Source organism: Bradyrhizobium sp. BEA-2-5, from assembly GCF_032918025.1.
In the GTDB taxonomy this organism is placed as follows: Bacteria; Pseudomonadota; Alphaproteobacteria; order Rhizobiales; family Xanthobacteraceae; genus Bradyrhizobium; species Bradyrhizobium pachyrhizi.
Genome location: NZ_CP136629.1, coordinates 8368000 through 8388407, shown reverse-complemented (window position 1 = coordinate 8388407; position 20408 = coordinate 8368000). Strand labels below are relative to the sequence as shown.

At 65.0% G+C, this 20408-nt stretch carries 18 protein-coding genes; 14 read left to right on the top strand and 4 right to left on the bottom strand.

Features of this window, described 5'->3' with window-relative positions; translation table 11 throughout:
* Positions 1-35 precede the first annotated feature (35 nt).
* The 6 genes from RX327_RS39090 to RX327_RS39065 all read left to right on the top strand — a co-directional run bounded on the left by RX327_RS39090 (position 36) and on the right by RX327_RS39065 (position 5855).
* A complete protein-coding gene (locus RX327_RS39090) occupies positions 36-653 on the top strand; it encodes a hypothetical protein (RefSeq protein WP_028335568.1) in 618 nt (205 codons plus the stop codon).
* Positions 640-1062 carry a transcriptional regulator gene (locus RX327_RS39085; protein WP_317249055.1) on the top strand — a complete coding sequence of 141 codons (423 nt, stop codon included), beginning with the start codon at positions 640-642 and terminating at the stop codon, positions 1060-1062. The genes RX327_RS39090 and RX327_RS39085 overlap by 14 nt, the downstream gene beginning before the upstream one ends.
* A gap of 30 nt (positions 1063-1092) precedes the next feature.
* Positions 1093-1833: a di-trans,poly-cis-decaprenylcistransferase gene (locus RX327_RS39080; protein WP_317249054.1), complete on the top strand. Its 741-nt coding sequence runs from the start codon at positions 1093-1095 to the stop codon at positions 1831-1833.
* A gap of 111 nt (positions 1834-1944) precedes the next feature.
* On the top strand, positions 1945-3471 hold the full coding sequence (gene bchE / locus RX327_RS39075) for a magnesium-protoporphyrin IX monomethyl ester anaerobic oxidative cyclase (RefSeq protein WP_050383390.1): 1527 nt from the start codon (positions 1945-1947) through the stop codon (positions 3469-3471).
* 124 nt (positions 3472-3595) lie between these two features.
* The gene (locus tag RX327_RS39070) at positions 3596-4006 is read left to right on the top strand and encodes an aminoacyl-tRNA deacylase (protein ID WP_244481768.1); all 411 of its coding nucleotides are present in this window, start codon (positions 3596-3598) and stop codon (positions 4004-4006) included.
* A 625-nt stretch (positions 4007-4631) separates the two neighbouring features.
* A complete protein-coding gene (locus RX327_RS39065) occupies positions 4632-5855 on the top strand; it encodes a threonine ammonia-lyase (RefSeq protein ID WP_317249053.1) in 1224 nt (407 codons plus the stop codon).
* A gap of 170 nt (positions 5856-6025) precedes the next feature.
* Here the strand turns inward: RX327_RS39065 and RX327_RS39060 are convergent, their stop codons facing one another.
* The 3 genes from RX327_RS39060 to RX327_RS39050 form a co-directional block, all read right to left on the bottom strand.
* Positions 6026-6538 carry a DUF1697 domain-containing protein gene (locus RX327_RS39060; protein WP_050383387.1) on the bottom strand — a complete coding sequence of 171 codons (513 nt, stop codon included), beginning with the start codon at positions 6536-6538 and terminating at the stop codon, positions 6026-6028.
* Positions 6539-6541: 3 nt separating this feature from the next.
* A complete protein-coding gene (locus RX327_RS39055; protein ID WP_050383386.1) occupies positions 6542-6847 on the bottom strand; it encodes a hypothetical protein in 306 nt (101 codons plus the stop codon).
* 154 nt (positions 6848-7001) lie between these two features.
* Positions 7002-8114, bottom strand: coding sequence for a helix-turn-helix transcriptional regulator (locus RX327_RS39050; RefSeq protein WP_050383385.1), 1113 nt, complete (start codon positions 8112-8114; stop codon positions 7002-7004).
* Positions 8115-8779: 665 nt separating this feature from the next.
* Here RX327_RS39050 and RX327_RS39045 point away from each other — a divergent pair.
* The 4 genes from RX327_RS39045 to greA all read left to right on the top strand — a co-directional run bounded on the left by RX327_RS39045 (position 8780) and on the right by greA (position 15210).
* Positions 8780-9916 carry a hypothetical protein gene (locus RX327_RS39045; protein ID WP_050383384.1) on the top strand — a complete coding sequence of 379 codons (1137 nt, stop codon included), beginning with the start codon at positions 8780-8782 and terminating at the stop codon, positions 9914-9916.
* Between the two features lie 353 nt (positions 9917-10269).
* Positions 10270-11505 carry an efflux RND transporter periplasmic adaptor subunit gene (locus RX327_RS39040; RefSeq protein ID WP_317249052.1) on the top strand — a complete coding sequence of 412 codons (1236 nt, stop codon included), beginning with the start codon at positions 10270-10272 and terminating at the stop codon, positions 11503-11505.
* Positions 11502-14648, top strand: a complete 3147-nt coding sequence (locus RX327_RS39035) for a multidrug efflux RND transporter permease subunit (protein WP_317249051.1) — start codon at positions 11502-11504, stop codon at positions 14646-14648. The genes RX327_RS39040 and RX327_RS39035 overlap by 4 nt, the downstream gene beginning before the upstream one ends.
* A 79-nt stretch (positions 14649-14727) precedes the next feature.
* The gene (gene greA / locus RX327_RS39030; protein ID WP_050383382.1) at positions 14728-15210 is read left to right on the top strand and encodes a transcription elongation factor GreA; all 483 of its coding nucleotides are present in this window, start codon (positions 14728-14730) and stop codon (positions 15208-15210) included.
* Between the two features lie 275 nt (positions 15211-15485).
* Here greA and RX327_RS39025 read toward each other — a convergent pair whose 3' ends face one another.
* A complete protein-coding gene (locus RX327_RS39025) occupies positions 15486-16124 on the bottom strand; it encodes a GntR family transcriptional regulator (RefSeq protein WP_028341425.1) in 639 nt (212 codons plus the stop codon).
* Positions 16125-16248: 124 nt separating this feature from the next.
* Here RX327_RS39025 and bioB point away from each other — a divergent pair, with 124 nt between their 5' ends.
* The 4 genes from bioB to RX327_RS39005 all read left to right on the top strand — a co-directional run bounded on the left by bioB (position 16249) and on the right by RX327_RS39005 (position 20352).
* Positions 16249-17244, top strand: a complete 996-nt coding sequence (gene bioB, locus RX327_RS39020; RefSeq protein WP_028335582.1) for a biotin synthase BioB — start codon at positions 16249-16251, stop codon at positions 17242-17244.
* A 65-nt stretch (positions 17245-17309) separates the two neighbouring features.
* Positions 17310-18464 carry an 8-amino-7-oxononanoate synthase gene (locus tag RX327_RS39015; RefSeq protein WP_050383381.1) on the top strand — a complete coding sequence of 385 codons (1155 nt, stop codon included), beginning with the start codon at positions 17310-17312 and terminating at the stop codon, positions 18462-18464.
* On the top strand, positions 18461-19093 hold the full coding sequence (gene bioD, locus RX327_RS39010; RefSeq protein ID WP_050383380.1) for a dethiobiotin synthase: 633 nt from the start codon (positions 18461-18463) through the stop codon (positions 19091-19093). The genes RX327_RS39015 and bioD overlap by 4 nt, the downstream gene beginning before the upstream one ends.
* On the top strand, positions 19090-20352 hold the full coding sequence (locus RX327_RS39005; RefSeq protein WP_050383379.1) for an adenosylmethionine--8-amino-7-oxononanoate transaminase: 1263 nt from the start codon (positions 19090-19092) through the stop codon (positions 20350-20352). The genes bioD and RX327_RS39005 overlap by 4 nt, the downstream gene beginning before the upstream one ends.
* Positions 20353-20408 lie beyond the last annotated feature (56 nt).

Below are 20408 nucleotides of genomic sequence, written 5' to 3'. Positions count from 1 at the left end.
CCCGTATACTTTGCAATACAAAGTTCGGGCGAATCATGCGTGACCTCGACAAGGCGTTGGCCGATATCCTCGCCATCCGCAGCCAGATTGCGGCCGGAACGGCGTTTCGCGGCTACGGTCCGGCGACCGTCGCCGCCACCAGCGGCATCGCGCTCATCACGGCGCTTGCGCAATATCTTTGGCTCGCCGATCCCACCGCTCATCCGATCGCGTTCCTCGCAGGCTGGGCGGCGGCCGCGTTGGTCTCCGCCGTGCTGATCTGGATCGAGATGCAGGCGCGCTCGCGGCGGCATCATTCCGGCCTTGCGGACGCGATGGTCCAGCAGGCGATCGAGCAGTTCGTTCCCGCTGTTATCGCCGGCGTGCTGCTCGCGATCCTGCAATGGAAGTTCGCGCCCGAGACGTTGTGGATGTTGCCCGGCCTGTGGCAGGTGCTGGTCAGCCTCGGCGTGTTCGCCTCGGTCCGCCTGCTGCCGCGCACGATCGCGCTCGGCGGCGCCTGGTATTTCCTGTCGGGCTTCACGGTGCTGCTGATTGCAAGCCAGAGCCACGCGCTGTCGCCCTGGACCATGGGACTGCCATTCGCGATCGGCCAGTTGCTGCTCGCAGCGCTGCTCTATTTCGCTTCCGGAGGCCATGATGCCGAAGACTGACCTGACCACCGCGCCCTTCTCCTATGAAGGACTCGACCGCGTGATCCACGAGAAAGCGAGGCTCGGGCTTCTGACCTCGCTGATGGCGCATCCCAAGGGGCTGGCATTCGGCGATCTCAAGCAGCTCTGCGGCCTCACCGACGGCAATCTCAGCCGGCACCTTGCCGTGCTCCAGGAGGCGGGCCTCGTCGAGATGACCAAGGGCTACGAGGGCAACCGCCCGCACACGACCTGTCGCCTGACCAAGGCCGGCCGCCGCCGTTTCCTCGACTATCTCGCCGTGCTCGAGCGGCTGGTGCGCGACGCGGCGAAAGCCGCCGGCACGACAGAAAAGGCCGGCGGCAAGGCTGAGAAGGCCGCCGGCAAGGACGACGGCGCAGCTGGCCGCCTCGGTATCCAGCCGGTTTGAATCATCCCATTTTTGTCCGGAGACTTTGTGATGCAAAGTAACGTCGCGCTCAAGCCGGAAGCCGCCATCAGGCTTCATGTCGGCATCATCATGGACGGCAACGGCAGATGGGCGACGCGGCGCGGCCTGTCCCGCGTGCGCGGCCACGAGGCCGGCGTCGAGACCATCCGCCGAATCGTCGAGGCCGCGCCCAAGCAGGGCATCGGTACGCTGACGCTTTACGCCTTCTCGGCGGACAATTGGCGCCGTCCGAAGGCCGAGGTCGCCGCACTGATGGGGCTGTTGCGGTTCTACCTCGCCAACGAGATCGCCGCGCTTGTGCGGAACGGCGTGCGTCTCACCGTGATCGGCCGCCGCGACCGGCTGCCTGACGGCATCGCCACCGCGATCACGCGCGCAGAGGCCGAGACCGCTGGCGGCACCACGCTGCATCTGCGCATCGCGATCGACTATTCGGCGCGCGACGCCATCCTGAACGCCGCCGCGCGCGCGGCCGGCACCGGCGAGCTTAGCCGCGAGACTTTCGCCGAGCTCGTCACCGGCGAGGCTGGCCTTCGCGACGTCGATCTCATCATCCGCACCTCGGGCGAGAAGCGGCTGTCGGACTTCCTGCTCTGGGAGGGCGCCTATGCCGAGCTGCATTTCACCGAGCGGATGTGGCCCGAATTCGATGCCGCCGATCTCACCGAGGCGCTCGCCGCCTTCCACGGCCGCGAGCGCCGCTTCGGCGGACTGATCGCGATCGCGCCGGCGGAGGTGCCGAACCTCTAGCGCGTCAAGCCGCGCAAACTGCTCTCTTCCGAAAGCCCGGCCGGGGGGTTGGGCTCTCTCACAAGATGCGGGGACGAACGATCACGCCAACCAAAGCGGGAGCGATCATCCATGCGCATTCTTCTCATCAACGTACCGCATCCGGCGATCGGCAGCCGGATCCCCGACGACCATCTGCCGCCACTCGGCCTGCTGTCGATCGGCGGGCCGCTGATCGATGACGGCCACGACGTCGGTCTTATCGATGCCGAGTTCGGGCCGATGCCGGTCGAAGCCATCGTGGCGGAGGCATCGAGATTTGCACCGGATGCGGTGCTGTTCGGCCATTCCGGCTCGACGTCGGGCCATCCTGTGATCGCCGAGGTGGCGCAGGCGATCGTCAAGGCCGTGCCAAACGTGCGGATCGTCTATGGCGGCGTGTTTCCGACCTATCACTGGCGCGACATCCTGCGCGAGGAGCGCTACGTCACCGCGATCGTGCGCGGCGAGGGCGAAGAAACCGCGCGGCGTCTGATGCGGGCGCTGGAGGCCGGCGAGGATCTTCGCATCACCAACGGTATCGCGTTCCGCGACGATTATGGGCCGCGCATCACGCCGCCTGCGCCTGTTATCCGTGATCTCGATGCCCATCGCGTCGGATGGGAATTGATCGATCACGCGCGCTACAGCTATTGGGGCGGCCTGTGCGCCGTCGTCGTGCAGTTCTCGCGTGGCTGTCCGCATCTTTGCAATTACTGCGGCCAGCGCGGCTTCTGGACGCGATGGCGGCACCGCGATCCCGTGCGCTTTGCAAAAGAGCTGGCGCGGCTCCATCGCGAGCACGGCGTCAAGGTGATCAATTTCGCCGACGAGAATCCGACCGTCTCGAAGAAGGCGTGGCGGGCCTTTCTCGAGGCCTTGATCGCGGAGGATGTCGATCTGATCCTGGTCGGCTCGACCCGCGCCGACGACATCGTGCGCGACGCCGACATCCTGCATCTCTACAAGAAAGCGGGCTGGCAGCGCTTCCTGCTGGGCATGGAGAACACCGACGAGAAGACGCTGGAGCTGATCCGCAAGGGCGCGACCACCACGATCGATCGCGAGGCCATCCGTTTGATGCGCCGGCACGGAATGCTGTCGATGGCGACCTGGGTGGTCGGCTTCGAGGAGGAAACCGATCGCGACCATTGGCGCGGTCTCAGGCAGCTGTTGTCCTATGATCCCGACCAGATCCAGATGCTGTACGTCACGCCGCATCGCTGGACGCCGTATTTCCGTCTCGCGGCGGAGCGGCGCGTCATCCAGACCGATCGCAGGCTCTGGGACTACAAGCATCAGGTGCTGGCGACCCGGCACATGCCGCCATGGCGCGTACTGCTCTGGTTCAAGTTCACCGAGATGGTGCTGCAGTGCCGCCCGAAGGCGCTGCTCCGCGTGCTGCTCCACCGCGACGCCGGACTTCGTCACGCGATGCGCTGGTACACGCAGATGGGCCGCCGCGTCTGGCCGCATGAAATTCTCGGCTTCCTGCGCGGCAAAAGACTCAAGCACGGGCCGACGGTGCAGGAATTTTGGGGCGCGCCGCAGGATATGGAGGAGGAATCGATGTCGTCGCACCGGCCCGAGCGCCGCGTCGGCACATCACGCGCGGCGTAAGTCGATACCGTCTTGTCGGGTTCTGGATAACTGGCGCTGATGACTGGACGCCTGAGTCATCAGCGCGATAATTTCCAGGTCGGCTGCGCAGAACAAAAAGAACCGTGGCGGTCGAGGCGTCGAGTTGAGCATACAGGTTGCGATCTTAAAAATATTGGCCAGTCACGTCCGCGGCAAAGCCACAATCAATTCACTCAAGCACGATCTCGCAATCCTCTCATCGAGCGGCGACGATTGGCATGCGCGGATCAAACGTCTGGCGTCGCGGGTCCCCGAACTCGACATCTTTAGCAATCGCTATGTGCTCCGTGACGTCGAAGGCTGGGAGATCACATCGGCCGGTCGCGAGTTCCTGCGCGCGCTGGAGGCGGTCACGCAAGACAATCTGCCGTCCGCGCCATCGGCCGAGACCGTAATCCGCGCCGAGGGCAGGCTGATCGTGGTCGGTCACCGCTTCAAGAATCGCGTGCGGGCACCGAGCGATACCGAACAGAGCACATTGGCGCGCCGCCGGCCGATTCGTGAACCGCATTGAACCTCACTGCGCTGCACGCGACCTACCTTCGGGGCGTGGCTCCGGAGGTCGCAAATGACTGCTTTGGCTCAATCGATCGCACGCGCGTTTTCGGCCAATTCGCTTCGGAGCAGCATCGCCCGGCATGTCCTGTTGTTTGCGTCCGCTGTCCTGTTCGTCGCGGCACTCAGGGCAAGCTACGGCCTTGATCTCAGCGCCGGTCTCTTTTAGCGGCGCGACAAATTATCCGGCTTCAAGTCATATTGGGTAACCTGACCGGGGCAGCCAGGCGCACGCTCTCCTTGCATCGCGAACCCGGGCCGGTCTTCCATGGATAAGCCGATGCGCTGCCAGTGCGGCAGGACGCGAACCATTGTGCTCGACAAGCATTTCCGCACCGCGCTTGTATGCCCAAAATGCGATGAGGTTCAGCTGGCCGGTCCGGCCAAGCCGGAGGAACGGGTGTCGGCCGCACGCTGAAGCGCGATGAGATCAGGTTGAATCGTCATCGCGCGCTAGCTCGTTGTTTAAGCATCATCTTTCCGGAAGACCGCTTCGCACTTTTCCGGATTATGCTCTGCGCGGTCGTTTTCGGCGCCGAAACCCGCTAGGTTCCGTCTGACGAAACGGACCAAAGCGAAACCCGATGCCGCAGCCTTCCGACACCACCGCCATCACCCTTGCCGACATACGCCGTGCCGCGGATGTGATCCGGGATGCGGTCATGGTCACGGCCTGCAACGAGAGCCGCACGCTGGGCGAGATCTGCGGCTGTCGCCTGTTCCTCAAATTCGAGAACCTGCAGTTCACCGCGACCTTCAAGGAGCGCGGCGCGCTGAACCGCCTGCAGGCGCTGTCGCCCGCGGAGCGCAAGCGCGGGGTGATCGCAATGTCCGCGGGCAACCACGCGCAAGGCGTCGCCTACCACGCCAAGCGGCTCGGCATTCCCGCCACCATCGTGATGCCGATCGGCACGCCCATGGTGAAGATCGAGAACACCAGGCACCACGGCGCCGAGGTCATCATCACCGGGCAGACGCTGGAAGAATGCTTCGCGTTCGTCGGCTCGCATGCCGCGCAGAAGGGCCTGATCCTGATCCATCCCTATGACGATCCGCTGATCATTGCAGGACAGGGCACGATCGGACTTGAAATGCTCGCGACGGTGCCGGAGCTCGATATCCTGGTGGTACCGATCGGCGGCGGCGGGCTGATCTCGGGCATCGCCACGGCCGCGAAGACGTTGAAGCCGTCGATCCAGATCGTCGGCGTGCAGGCCCAGCTCTATCCGTCAATGTACAATGCGGTCAAAGGCGAGCAGCTGCCGATGCGCGGCGACACCCTCGCCGAGGGCATTGCGGTCAAGGCTCCCGGGCAGATCACCACGAAAATCGTGCGCGAGCTCGTCGACGACATCGCGCTGGTCAACGAAGCCGAGCTCGAGCGTGCGGTCGCAACCCTGATCTCGATCGAGAAGACGGTGGTCGAGGGCGCCGGCGCCGCCTGCCTCGCCGCGCTGATGTCCGATCCGTCCCGCTTTGCCGGCCAGAAGGTCGGCCTGGTGCTGAGCGGAGGCAATATCGACACGCGGCTGATTGCCTCCGTCCTCACCCGGGAGCTGGCCCGCGAGGGACGGCTGACGCAACTGGCGCTCGACATCGTCGACCGGCCCGGACAGCTCGCGGCGGTGTCGATCCTGCTTGCCGATGCCGGCGCCAATATCATCGAGGTCTCGCACCAGCGCACCTTCTCCGATCTTCCGGCGAAGGCGACGCTGCTCGAGCTCGTGATCGAAACCCGCGACCGGGCCCATCTGGAGGACGTGCTGGCAAGGCTCAGCGCCGAAGGATTTACGGTGCGGGAAACCTAGCGACTTTGCGCTATCTGCCACGAACTAAAGTGCCTAACCCGCCATCCTGAGGAGGCCGCAACGCGGCCGTCTCGAAGGATGAATCGGCCACCGGCCGTGCCGTGCATCTTCGAGACGCGCGCAAGTGCGCTCCCCAGGATGACGGTTCACTAGGCAAATGGGGCTGATGCTCACTCACCCGCCGCCAGCTCGGCGAGCTTCGCGATGGTGTTGATGTTGCGCGCGGTACCCTTGGCGGCGGCGGGGATCTTCAGCTTCGAGCGGCCCATGCCGCTGCCATAGGCGACATAGATCTCGCGCTTGCCGAGCCGCACCTCTTCGTCCTGCTGACCCTTGATGTCCTTCAAGGCGTCCTTCGGCGGCGGCTCGTCGAGGAAGATCGCGACAGTATAGTTCGGCGGCGCTTTCGGAAACGGATTGGCTTTCAGCACCGCGGCGATCTCGTCCGCGCTGCGGATGGCGACGCCGACCGGCTTGCCGGCATAGGCCTGCAGCCGCCGCTCCAGCGTGGCCTTGACGTTGGCCGCGCCGAGCTTCGAGGAGAACACGACATTGCCGCTGGCGATATAGGTCTGCGCGTCGGCAAATCCCTCGTCGACGCACATCGCCTTCAACTCGGTCATCGGCAGCTTGCCGGTGCCGCCGACATTGACCGCGCGCAGCAGGGCGACGTAACGCGGCATCGACTAGCCGTCGGTTTTCTTCTTCGCGGGCTTCTTGGCCGGCGGCGGCTCTTCCATCGCCTTCTTCATGGCGCGGGCATAGGCGTCGGCGGCGTTCTCGGCCGAATTCTGCAACCTCTTGGCGGTCGCGGTTGCGTTCAGCATCGTGCTCTTGGCCAGGAAGCGGAAGCGTGCCTTGGCCTCCTTGTCCTTGGCCTTGGCGGCGCGCGTGACCCAGACGGCCTGGCGTTTCTTGGCAGCCGCCATCACGGCCTTGGTCTGCGCTTTTGCGGTTTGCCGGATGACGGCGTCGAGGTCGGCTTCGGCCATTCAGTTGCACTCATTGACTGGACATGCGCCGGGCGGGGCGCGCGGAGGGAGAGGAGCTACCCCTAGCGTAACCGGTACCGTTTGAACATGCGATCCTTTTGCGAATTCCCGGAGGATCGCATCGACCCCTGCACCGAGGCTTGCGCGGCGTGCGCTAGTCTCCTGACGACCCCGGCGGCACCTTCGCGCCGGCGAGCAGTCCGGCCAGCTCCACCTGCCGGCCCAGTCCGGTCTTGGCCAGCACTGCCTTGAGCTGGTTGCGCACCGTTTCGCGGGAGATGCCGAATGCGCCGGCGATTGCCTCGACGGTGCGTCCTTCGCCGATGCCGCGCGCGACGCGCGCCTCCGCCGGCGTCAGGTCGAACAGGCCCTGCAGCACTTCCGCGGTCGGCACCTCGGCCGGCACCACCGGCGTCACGATCACGATCGCCGCCGCGCGGTCGAACAGGTCTCGTGCCGCGCCATGGATCGGGACCAGATGCACGATCAGCGGCGGCCGATCCTCCTGCGCCGCGATCGGCACCGAGCGCACCTCCACGCTGATCAGTCCTTGATCAAGCGCGGCCAGCGCCTGGGCGAACAGCGTGTCGGCAGCCGTCGACGCCAGCGTCAGGCGCTCGCCGCGATCCTGCATCACGTCGGGCACCAGGCGGTCGAACAGCGCGTTGGCCGCCATCAGGCGGCCGCCGCGCCGCAGCACTGCCGCGGGCAGGCCGAGCATCGCCAGCGATTCGGTTGCCGCCCTGGCGCGCTCCATCCCGAGCCGCGCCGACAGCAGCGCCGCACGCGCCAGATGCGGCCGCAGCGCGTCGAGCTGCTCGATTGCCTCCCGCTCGATCGGTCCGTGCTGGTATTCGCGCTCGACGCTGTAGATCAGCACGTCGCCGCTCGGTACCGGGATCGCGGTACCGGCGCCCCATCCGAGCCCGCGCGGGCGGAAGAATTCGCGGATCTGGAAATCCTGCTGCACCTCCTCGGGCGTATCGAACACGTCGATGTCGCGCAGGAAGCCGGCATGGTTGGCCGCGAGCAAGCGCGGCAATCGCCCGTTGCGCTCGTGCCAGCCGCCTTCGACATAGGCCACGGTGTCGTCGTGCATGTCGGGGGATGCGACCCAGCGGACGTCGTGCGGGGCCGCCGTCAGCAGCACGATACCGCGCGCACGCGCGATCGCACCGACCTGATGCAGGACATTCGGCCACAATTCGGGGACAACCGCGGCCTCATAGGCCAGTTCAATCAGATGCTCGTGCAGGTCGTTCGCCATCGGTCATTCCAAAAACCGTTGTTGCCCAATAGATAAACCCGGCGACCCCGGAAATATTGCGTAAAGCAATTCAGCCTGAGCCACGAGTCCGGGTTATTCCGGTGCGCGTTCACGCGCATCAGGGGGGAATTCCGACGTTTTCGCCGCTCTTCTTCGCGATTTTCGCGCGGGCGCCTGGGCCTCGCTCGCTCGGCTGCGACCCGGCGCGCGGCCGCCGGCGCCCGGACGACGAATTCGAAGGCCGATGCCAGGTCGGCGGGGCAGACCCAAGACTTGATAGAGGCTCGAAAGAGACTTGATGAAGACTCGATAATCGGGCCCGGCGATCATCGCCGCGTGTGGCGAAATCGAAGCTGCGTGACAGGTGGAAATATTCCGAAGCATCTCGAAACCTGATTGGCGTGACTGGCGCTGCGCCAGCCCCGTCGGCGTCACACATTTGCAACGCTGCACGCGATCGTTCGAGCATGAACATCCTTTAATTTGTATCCGCGCGATCCGTGGCGCCAGCTAGGGCGTGATCCGGAAAAGTGCGAAGCGGTTTTCCGAAAAGGATCATGCCTAAGGGGGGCCTAAGCGCGATGACGATTCAAACCGGGTCTCATCGCGTTGTGAGCGGCCAAGTCTGACATTCACGCGAGCCATCGTCGGCTCGGAGAGGGCCGATGATCAGCCGCAGGGCGCTTTCCGGATTGTTGATGACGCTGGTCGGCCCCTCGTCGCGGGCCGGCAGCGAGGGGCTGGCGCTGGGCCATTGCCAGGGATCATGCGCGAATGTCGACTTGCCGACCCTTGGCTACGATCAGTTCTGCCGGTCGTTGTTCGATATCGCGGCAAGCGGCAGGCTGCATGCGGTCGCAACCGGTTCGGAGATTCGCGGAGAGATGCGATCTCTGTTCCGGGCGCGGCGGCTTTATCGGCCGTCGCACGACGAGATCCGGGTTCTCTGGCGCGCGCCCGCGGATAGCTTCTCGGTCGTGAAGGTCGAGTTCGATCTGGAATGCGGCGTGCCGGTGCGCGGATGTCTTGGAATTCCCGGCGGAGAATTCAAAGGATTGATCCTGCTCGGCCACGGCATGGCGAGCACGCCGGAGCGCTGCTTCGACGATGCCGACAAGGACTACATGAACGCGCTCGGCAAACGGCTATGTCGGGACGGCTATGTCGTCTGGTGTCCTTACATCATCCAGATCGGAAATCAGGAGAGCCAGAACAACATCGCCGCGATGCTGGCATCGCACGGTGTCTCCGCCCACAACGTGTCATGCGCATCGCTCGACGCCGGCGAAATCGTTTGCAGGAAGCTCACCGGCGCGTCGGGTTTGAATGTCGGCGTCTACGGGGTGTCCTGGGGCGCCTTTCTCGCGCTGCATCTGGAAGCCGCGACTGGGCGGATGCGGCCGACTGTCGTATCCGGATATATGCGCGACGAGAAGAAGTTCCTGATGTCATCCGTCATCACCAGGAATCTCGGCGTCGAACTTGCGGCCTACATCCATTTCAGCAACGGCCGCGCCAAATACGCCGGCGCCGGTCTGGCATATCTGCTTTGTCCATGTCCGCTGTTCGCCGAGATTGGCAATCGTGACGGTGCAAACGCGATGGAGCTCGGGCGGGATGAGAAGTTCGCGGAGATGCGGTCGGTCTACGCATCGTCAGGCCATCCGCATTTGATCGACATCGACGTTTTCGACGGCGTGCACGAGGTCAGCGGCAAGCGTGCAAGGCCTTGGCTGTACGAGCACCTTGCGTCGCCTCTCTATCAACAGACGTCTCGTTTAAAGGGCGCCATCGCGCTGTGAGCGCTCGGCCCGCGGCCGCGCCCGATCCGTCGTCGACCACGCGCAGAGCTGAGCTCGACCATGCCGAGGTAGCGCTCATTTGCATCACATTGCCGGGAGTTTTCGGTGTCCGCGGCATGCCCCGCGCTGGATGGCGGTCGCAATCGCGGTGCGATTGCAGCGCCGCGTGACGTTTCTTAAAACTGTCCTTCAGCCGAGATCGCTGGAACAAGAGCGATCAGCTTACAGGATTGTCGGATTGGCCGCGTTATGATCTGCTGCAAAGCACCTGCCCATCCTGACCTTCGGGTCTGAGGGAACTCGACGTCATATCCGTCTCGTAGCGTCTGTTGGTAGCCGAAGGGTTGGACTGCATGAGTGGTACGGAACGCATGCTCGGCGGTTTGGCAGGGGTTCTCGTATCGGCGGGGTTGGTGGCGGCGGGAGTATCAGCGGCCCATGCCCAGGCGGGGCCGCCGGGGCCTCCTGCTGTAGGCGTGTTCGAGGCGGTAAAGCGGCCGATCACCGAAACCAATGAATTTCTCGGACGCATCGAGGCCCCCAACCGCGTCAACGTGGTGGCGCGTGTGACCGCGTTCCTGGACAAGCGGAACTTTGTCGAGGGCTCCGAGGTCAAGGCCGGCGATCTCTTGTACCAACTCGAGCGCGGCCCGTTCGAAGCCGATCTCGCATCGAAGAAGGCACAGGTCGCCCAGTTGCAGGCGACGCTGGTCAACGCCAAGCTGACCACCGATCGCGCCAAGGCTTTGATGGGCGGCCCGGCCGGCCAGCAATCCAATGTTGATGCGGCGGTCGCCAACCAGCAGAGCCTCGAGGCGCAGGTGCAGGCCGCGCAGGCGCAGGTCGACCTGTCCCGGATCAATCTCGACTACACCACGATCCGCGCGCCGATCGCCGGCAAGATCGGACGCACGGCATTGACCGAAGGCAACGTCGTCGGGCCAAGCTCGGGGGTGCTGACCACCATCGTCAGCCAGGACCCAATGTACGTCATCTTTCCCGTGCCGGTGCGCGAGGCGCTCGATCTGCGCGACCGTTATGCGACGCGCGGCGGCTTCAAGGCCGTCGTCATCCGCCTGCGGTTGCCGGACGGCCGGCTGTACGACAAGACCGGCGAGCTGAACTTCGTCAACAACACGATCGCGCAGAACACCGACACCATCTCCCTGCGCGGCGTCATCCCCAACCCGTCAACCTACACCTCCGTCGCAGCCGGCGGCTCGGTCCGCGAACTCACCGACAATGAGTTCGTGACCGTTCTCCTCGAAGGCGTGCAGCCGGTCGAGGTGCTCGCGATCCCGCGTTCGGCGGTGCTGTCGGACCAGCAGGGCGAATATGTCTATGTCGTCGGCGCGGACAACAAGGCCGAGCAAAGGCGGATCCAGCTTGGGCAATCGACCGCAACGATTGCGGCGGTGACGAGCGGCATCTCGCTCGGCGACAAGGTCGTCGTCGAGGGGTTGCAGAAGGTCAAGCCGGGCGAGGTGGTGGCGCCGGGGCCCGTCAGCGCGCTGATCCAGTCGAGCATGAAGGTTTCGGCGGACGGCGGCGCCGGCAACACGCCGAAATCGACGGGCAATAACCCATGATTTCTGCCGTCTTCGTCGATCGTCCGCGGCTTGCGATCGTCATCGCGTTCGTGATCACAATCGCGGGCGCGCTGGCGCTGATGCAGATTCCGGTCGCGCAGTTCCCGGACATCGTGCCGCCGCAGGTCACGGTCTCCGCCGTGTTCCCCGGCGCATCGGCTGAAGTGGTGGAATCGAGCGTCGCCCAGCCGCTGGAAGCGCAGGTCGTGGGCGTCGACAAGATGCTCTACATGAAATCGACCAGCGGCAATGACGGCAGCTACACGCTGACGGTCTCGTTCGCGCTCGGCACCGATCCCGATATCAACACCGTCAACGTCAACAACCGCGTGCAGAGCGCGCTCGCGCAATTGCCGACCGAGGTGCAGGCGCAGGGCCTGACCGTGCAGAAGAAATCCTCGGCAGTGCTGCAATTCATCGTGCTGTACAGCAAGAGCGGCGAGCAGGATCCGCTGTTCATCACGAACTACGCCATCATCAACGTGCTCGATGCGATCGCGAGCACCCCGGGGGTCGGCCAGGCCAATCTGTTCGCCAAGATGAACTACTCGATGCGGATCTGGTTCGACACGCAGCGGCTCACCAGCCTCAATCTCACGCCGTCGGATGTCGTTGCCGCAATACGCACCCAAAGCGTGCAGGCGCCGGTCGGCCGCATCGGCGCGCGCCCGATCAGCGACGACCAGCAATTCCAGTTTAACGTGCAGACCCAGGGCCGCCTGACGACATCCAAGCAGTTCGGCGACATCGTGCTGCGGGCCAATCCGGACGGATCGGTGCTGCGGATCAGGGACGTTGCTCGCGTCGAGATCGGCGCGCAGAACATGGATTCAGAGTCGCGGATCGACGGCAATCCCGGCGTGCCGATGGGCATCTATCTCGCGCCCGGCGCCAATGCCGTGACCACGGCCAAGGCGGTGCAGGCCACGCTTGCGCGGTTGTCGGAGCGGTTTCCGCCGGGGCTGACCTATCTCGTGCAGTACGACTCCACCACCTTCGTGTCCGATACGATCAAGGAGGTGATGAAGACGCTCGGCGAGGCCTTCGTGCTCGTCGTGATCGTGGTGTTCCTGTTCCTCGGCAATCTGCGCGCCACGGTGATCCCGGCGGTCGCGGTTCCGGTCAGCCTGATCGGCGCCTTCGCGGTGCTGCTCGCGCTCGGCTATTCCGCCAATACGGTCTCGCTGCTGGCGATGGTGCTCGCGATCGGCATCGTGGTCGACGACGCCATCGTCGTGGTCGAGAACGTCGAGCGCGTGATGGCGGAGGAGCAGGAGCTGTCGCCGGCCGACGCCACCAAGAAGGCGATGGCGCAGATCACCGCGCCGATCATCGCGATCTCGCTTGTGCTGCTCTCGGTGTTCGTGCCGATCGCGTTCATCCCGGGCATTTCCGGCACGCTGTTCCGCCAGTTCGCGGTGACCATCAGCGCCGCGATGGTGATCTCGGCGCTGAATGCGCTGACCTTGTCGCCGGCACTGTGCGCCGTGTTCCTGCGCCATGGCGGACCGCGCCGCGGCATCATGGGACGGGTGCTCGGCAGCATCGACTGGGTGCGCGACCGCTATGCCGGCGTGGTGCAACGGCTGGTTCGTGTGGCGGTGCTGTCGCTGGTTGCGGTGCTGGTGTTTGCCGGCGCGGTGTTCGGCATGTCGCTGATCACGCCGACGGGTTTCCTGCCCGAGGAGGATCAAGGCGCCTTCTTTACCTCGGTCCAATTGCCGGACGGCGCATCGGTGGCACGAACCAGCGAGGTCACCCAGCAGGTTGAGGCGCTTCTGAAGAAGAATCCGGCGATCGACCATGTGTTGTCGATCATCGGCTTCTCGCTGCTCGACGGAGCCAGCGAGCCGAATTCGGCATTCATGGTGGCGCGCATGAAGGCGTTCGCCGACCGCAAGGCCGTCACCGACTCGGTGCAGGCGGCGATCGGGCAGACCTTCGTCGGGGGATCGCAGATTCGTCAGGCATCGGTGCTGCCGTTCAACCTGCCGCCGATCATCGGGCTTTCGACCTCCGGCGGCTTCGAATATCAGCTCGAGGCACTGGAAGGGCAGGATCCGGCCTCGCTCAGCAGCGTGATGGGCGGGCTGATCGGTGCTGCGAACCGCAATCCGAATCTGGCCCGCGTGTTCTCGACCTTCACTGCGACCAATCCGTCCATCCATCTCGACATCGACCGCGGCAAGGCGCAGGCGCTCGGCGTGACGATCAGCGACATCTTCACCGCGCTGCAGGCGACGCTCGGCGGCATCTACGTCAACAATTTCAACCGGTTTGGCCGCACTTGGCAGGTCAACGTCCAGGGCGAAGCGTTCGATCGCAGCGACATTTCGGACATCTGGCGCATCTATCTGCGCAACAGCGGCGGCGAGATGGTGCCGATCCGCTCCATCGCGTCCTTGCGCATCGTGACCGGACCGCAGGTGATCACGCGCTACAACAATTATCGTTCGGTCACCGTGAACGGCAGCCCGGCGGCGGGCGTGTCCTCGGGCACCGCGATCGCGACGATGGCCGACCTCTCCAAGTCGACGCTGCCTTCCGGCTATTCCTACGAGTGGACCGGCACGGCCTATCAGGAGCAGGCGGCCTCCGGCCAAACCGGCATCATCCTCGGGCTCGCGGTGCTATTTGCCTATCTGTTCCTGGTCGCGCTGTATGAGAGCTGGACGATCCCGATTCCCGTGCTGCTGTCGGTCACGGTCGGCGTGTTCGGTTCCTATCTTGCGATCAAGCTCGCAGGCCTCAATCTCGACCTCTACGGCCAGATCGGGCTGGTGGTCCTGATTGCGCTCGCCGCCAAGAACGGAATTCTGATCGTCGAATTCGCCAAGGAGCAACGCGAGGCAGGCAAGCCGATCACGGAGGCCGCGACGATGGGCGCGCAGATGCGCTTCCGCGCCGTCATGATGACATCAATTGCCTTCATCCTCGGCTTGGTGCCGCTGGTGGTCGCGACCGGTGCCGCGGAAATCAGCCGCCGCGCGGTCGGCACCGCGGTGTTCGGCGGTATGCTCGCCGCAAGCTCGGTCGGCATCTTCCTGGTGCCGATGCTGTTCGTCACCTTCCAGGGCTGGCGCGAGGGTGTAAAGAACCGCTTCGGCAGACGGAGCAAGGCGGAACAGCCTGCCTCGCATTAGATCCCGCCTAATCCCTTCGCGCATTAGCGGAGCGCGTGGGGCGGGTCTATGCTGCTGGCCTCATCGATGGAGTTCTGGATTGAGCGTTGCCTTCACCAAGGAAGAAAGTGCCGAGACGGCGTCGGAAACGCTGTTGCCGGACCGCCCCATTTCGCCGCATCCCAACCTGGTGACCGAAGCCGGACGGAGAGCGTTGGAGCGCCATCTTCAGGAGGCGCGCGAGGCTTACGAGACTGCGCAGCAGCTCGAGGACGTCAACGAACGGCGGCGGCAGTCGGCGGCCCCACTGCGCGACGCGCGCTATCTCACGGAGCGGCTCCGCACCGCGCAGGTCGTGCCTGACCCTGCTTCCACCGAAACCGTTGCCTTCGGCAGCACGGTGACTTTCAGCCGCGCCGACGGGCGGGTGCAGACCTATCGCATTGTCGGCGAGGATGAAGCCGATCCAAAGGCAGGCTCGATTTCCTTTGTCTCGCCGGTGGCGAGGTCGCTGATGGGCAAAGCCCTGGGCGACGTCGCAGGCTCGGGCGATCAGGAACTGGAGATCGTCGCGATCGCTTAGAGAGTGATGGGATTGGATTGAATGGCGGTCGCAAAGGCGGCGCGCCCCCTCGCCCCGTTCTCACGGGGAGAGGGTTGGGGTGAGGGCTCCCTCCGCACACGGAGACAGATACTCTCGCGGAGACTCCCCCTCACCCGGAACGCATCTGCCGATGCGTCATAGCCGAAGCCTTGGCTTCGGCGTTCTTGGGGACGGCCGCTGAAGGCGGCCTATGCCTCTCCCCGCGCGCGGGGCGAGGTGAACCGGAGTCCGCGGCTCGATTCGGAGCAAAGTGATCACGCCGCCGGCAGGGCAAGCCGCTCGATGGTTTGAATATGCCGCGCCAGCAGGCTGCAGGCTTGTTCGATGTTGCGGGCGCGCAGCGCCTGCAGGATCACGCGATGATCCTGGCTCGGCCGCGGCCGCCACCCGGCGTTGCGCGCCATTGCGAACACCAGCCGCGAATTCGCCAGCTGCAGGCCGTCGAGGCTGGCGAGCAGCCGCGGCATCGCGCAGGGCGCCACCAGCGCATGATGGAAGGCGCGATTGGCCATCTCGAAATCCTGCACGGTCTCGGCATTGTCGCCTTCGATCATGGCGAGTTCGATCCGTGCCAGATGGGCCGATGTGAGCCTGGGGGCGGCATTGCGCAACGCGACCACTTCGAGCGCGGCGCGCATCTCGGCGATTTCCTTCACCGACCTGGTGTCGAGCGGGGCGACCCGCACCCCGCGTCGCGGCACCGCAACGACGAGATGCTGCGCCTCCAATTGCCTGAACGCCTCGCGCACCGGGACGTGGCTCGAATGGAATTCGCGCGCGACATGGTCCTGCCGCAGCGGCGCGTCCGGCAGCAATTCTCCGCTGATGATGCGCTCGCCGATCGCTTCGGCGATGCGCCCCGCGGTGGTCGTGTTCTCGCCCTCGTTTGTCATAGATTATCTATCGAAAAAACGGGTGCGCGCGCGTTCGGGCTCGGCTAGCATCGTTCTAAGTCCATAGATCATAGATAATATCTCAGATTATCTATGATCCACAGCAAGCGAGAAAGCAAGCCCTATGGTTGATGTCGTGGAAATCGAACGGACCGACAGCCGCACCAGTGCAGCGCCCCGCAAGACCTGGGACCGTACAGAGGCCGAAGCACTCTACAATTTGCCGTTCGCGGACCTGATGTTTCAGGCGCAAGGCGTGCATCGCGCCAACTTCAATCCGAACCATGTCGAAACCGCGAGCCTGCTCAGCATCAAGACCGGCGGCTGCCCGGAAGACTGCGGCTACTGCTCGCAGAGCGCACATTACGACACCGGCCTGAAGGCCACTCGCCTGATGCCGCGGCACGAAGTGGTCGCGGTCGCGCAGCGCGCCAAGGACGCCGGCGCAACCCGCTTCTGCATGGCCGCGGCCTGGCGCAGCCCGAAGGACCGCGATCTCGATCAGGTCTGCGACATGGTCAGCGCGGTGAAGGGCCTGGGCATGGAAACCTGCGTCACGCTCGGCATGCTGACGCCAAAGCAGGCCGAGCGTCTCTCCGACGCCGGGCTCGATTTCTACAACCACAACGTCGACACCTCGCCCGAGTTCTACGACAAGATCATCACCACCCGCACCCTGCAGGACCGCATCGATACGCTCGCGCATGTGCGCGACGCCGGCATCAAGGTCTGCTGCGGCGGCATCATCGGCATGGGTGAACAGGTCGATGACCGGCTCGGCATGCTGATGCTGCTTGCCAATCTCCCCAGCCATCCGGAGAGCGTGCCGATCAATCTGTGGAATGAGGTCAAGGGCGTTCCGGTCAACGACACCGCGGAACGGCCTGATCCGATCGCGCTGGTGCGTCTGGTCGCCACCGCGCGGATCATGATGCCGAAGAGCGTGGTGCGGCTGTCGGCCGGACGGCAATACATGACCGACGAGCTGCAGGCGATGTGCTTCCTCGCCGGCGCGAATTCGATCTTCATCGGCGATGTGCTGCTGACCACCAGGAACCCGCAGCGCGATCGCGACGCCCATCTGCTGGACCGGCTCGGCATCAACTCCGCCCTCGCCTGAGCGCAGCTCCGGCACGCGCGCGGCGGGATTCGCCGCGCGACCAACGACAAATCTGAGAGAGAAGCATGAGCGCAATCCACGCGGCCAAGGTCGCTGATTACGCCGCGGCCTTGCACGCCCTGAGCAAGGCCGATCGGCTGCGCGGTCTCAAGCCGCGCGCGGGCATCGATTTCGTCTCGAACGACTATCTGGCGCTCGCGGGCGCGCCGCGCATCAAGAATGCGGTCTCGGCCGCGCTCGATGCCGGCACGCCGATCGGCGCCGGCGGGTCGCGGCTGCTGCGCGGCAATTGCGAGGAGCACGAACGGCTCGAGGCCGAAGCCGCCGCGTTCTTTAGGGCCGAGACGGCGCTGTTCTTCGGCGGCGGCTACGTCGCCAATTTCGCCGTACTGACGACGCTACCGCAGCGCGGCGACCTCCTGGTGCTCGATTCTCTCGTGCACGCCAGCATCCATGAAGGCGCGCGGGCCGGCCGGGCCGAATTCCGGATCAGCGCGCACAATGATCCCGGGTCGGTCGAAGACACCATTCGCGGCTGGCGCGCCGAGGGCGGCACGGGCCGGGTCTGGATCGTGGTCGAAAGCGTCTACAGCATGGATGGCGACGTCGCACCGCTCGACGACCTCGTCGCCATCGCGGACCGACACGACGCGTTCCTGATGGTGGACGAGGCGCACGGCACCGGCGTCTATGGCGAGCAGGGGCGTGGGCACACTGCACCTTATGAAGGGCGCGAGAACCTCGTGATCGTTCATACCTGCGGCAAGGCGCTGGGCGCCGCCGGCGCGCTGGTCACAGCCTCGACCGTGCTGCGCGACTTCATGGTCAATCGTTGCCGCCCGTTCATCTTCGCCACCGCGCCGTCGCCGCTTGTGGCCGTCGCCGTGCGCGAGGCGCTGCTGATCCTGCAGCAGGAGCCCGGGCATCAGCAGCGCCTGGCAAAACTGGTCGCGTTCACGCATCGCGAGCTCGACCTGCGCGGTTGGCGCAGTCCGTCGCGCTCGCAGATCGTGCCCTACATCGTCGGCGACAATGCGCGCGCGATGCAACTGGCGTCTGCACTACAGGCGCGCGGCTTCGATATCAGAGGCATCAGGCCGCCGACCGTGCCGACGGGCACCGCGCGGTTGCGCATTGCACTGACCCTCAATGTCGACGAGGACGACGTGCGCGCGCTGCTCGACGCGCTGGTCGAGGAGACGAAAGGCTGGTCGCGATGACGAGCCGGATCGTTATCACCGGCACCGATACCGGGATCGGGAAGACGGTGTTCTCCGCTGGCCTCGCCGGCTTCCTCGGCGCGCGCTACTGGAAACCGGTTCAGGCCGGCCTCGAGGAGGAAACCGATGCGCAACTGGTCGCACGACTTGGCGGGCTCCCGGCCGGTCGCATCGTGCCGGAGCGTTACCGGCTTCGAACGCCGGCTTCGCCGCATCAGTCCGCGGCCCTCGACGGCGTGCGCATCGACGCTGCCGCGCTCGGCGTGCCCGATGTAGGGGACCGGCCGCTGGTGATCGAGGGCGCCGGCGGGTTGATGGTGCCGCTCGACGACAGCACGCTCTATATCGACGTCTTCGCGCAATGGCAGCTTCCGGTCGTGCTCTGCGCCCGCACCGCGCTCGGCACCATCAATCACTCGCTGTTGTCGGTCGAGGCGCTGCGCAAACGCGGGATCGACATCCTCGGGATCGCCTTCATCGGCGAGAGCAATCCCGAGAGCGAGCGTGCGATCTGCGAGATCGGGCAGGTGCGCCGGCTGGGCCGGTTGCCCTGGCTTGCTCCGCTTGCGGCAGACACGCTGCGGGCAGCGTTCAAGGCGTCGTTCCAGCGGGAAGATTTCAATCCATGACATCCGCTCGGAAGTCGCCGATCTGGCACCCGTTCACCCAGCACGCGCTGCACGGCGAGATGACCAGGATCGTGCGTGGGGAGGGCGCCTATCTCTACACCGCGGATGATCGCCGCATCATCGATGCGATCGCATCCTGGTGGGTCGTGACCCACGGCCATTGCCATCCGCACATCGTGCGCGCGATTCAGGACCAGGCGGAACAGCTCAACCAGATCATATTTGCCGGTCATACCCATGATCCGGCCGAACAGGCTGCCGCACAGCTAGTGAAGCTCGCGCCCCCTGGCCTCGACTACGTGTTCTTCTCCGATTCCGGCTCGACCAGCGTCGAAGTGGCGCTGAAGATGGCGCTCGGCTACTGGCACAATATCGGCGCGACGCGCACGCAGATCATCGTCATGCAGCATTCCTACCATGGCGATACTGTGGGGACGATGTCGGTCGGCGCGCGCGGCGTGTTCAACAAGGCCTATGAACCCCTGCTGTTCGACGTCGCGTCAGTCCCGTTTCCGGCCGCCGGTCATGAGCAAGCGACCCTCGACGCGCTCGAAGCCGCGTGCAGGAAGGAATCCGCGGCAGCGTTCATCGTCGAACCGCTGATCCTGGGCGCGGGCGGGATGCTGATGTATCCCGCCTGGGTGCTGAAGGAGATGAAGCGCATCTGTGAAGCCTCAAACGTGCTGTTCATCGCCGACGAGGTCATGACCGGCTGGGGCCGGACCGGCACCTTGTTCGCGTGCGAGCAGGCCGAGGTCAGCCCGGATATCGCCTGTTACTCGAAGGGCCTCACCGGCGGGTCGCTCCCACTCGCGGTGACGCTGTGCCGCGCCGAGATCTACGACGCGCATTATTCCAGCGATCGTTCGCGCACGTTCTTCCATTCCAGTTCCTACACGGCAAACCCGGTCGCCTGCGCCGCCGCAAGGGCCAACCTCGAACTCTGGCAACACGGCGCGGGCGAGCGCGTCGCCTCGGTTGCCGCGATGCAGGAGCGCCTGATCGCACCATTCCGTATCGATGCACGCTTTGAAAACGTCCGCCGCACCGGGACCATCACCGCACTCGACCTGAAGGCAAGCGATGCGGGCTACCTCGCCGGCATCGGCCCAAAACTTCAGGCCTTCTTCCAACGCCGGAACCTGCTGCTGCGGCCGCTCGGCAACACGATCTACGTCATGCCGCCCTACTGCGTGACGGAAGCCGATCTCGTGGAGATCTACGACGGGATCAGGTGCGCGGCTGACGCGCTGGCTTGACGACGCGCTTCGCACCCAAAAGTCCATGGATTGATGAGTGCATCGCGTGCCGTGGT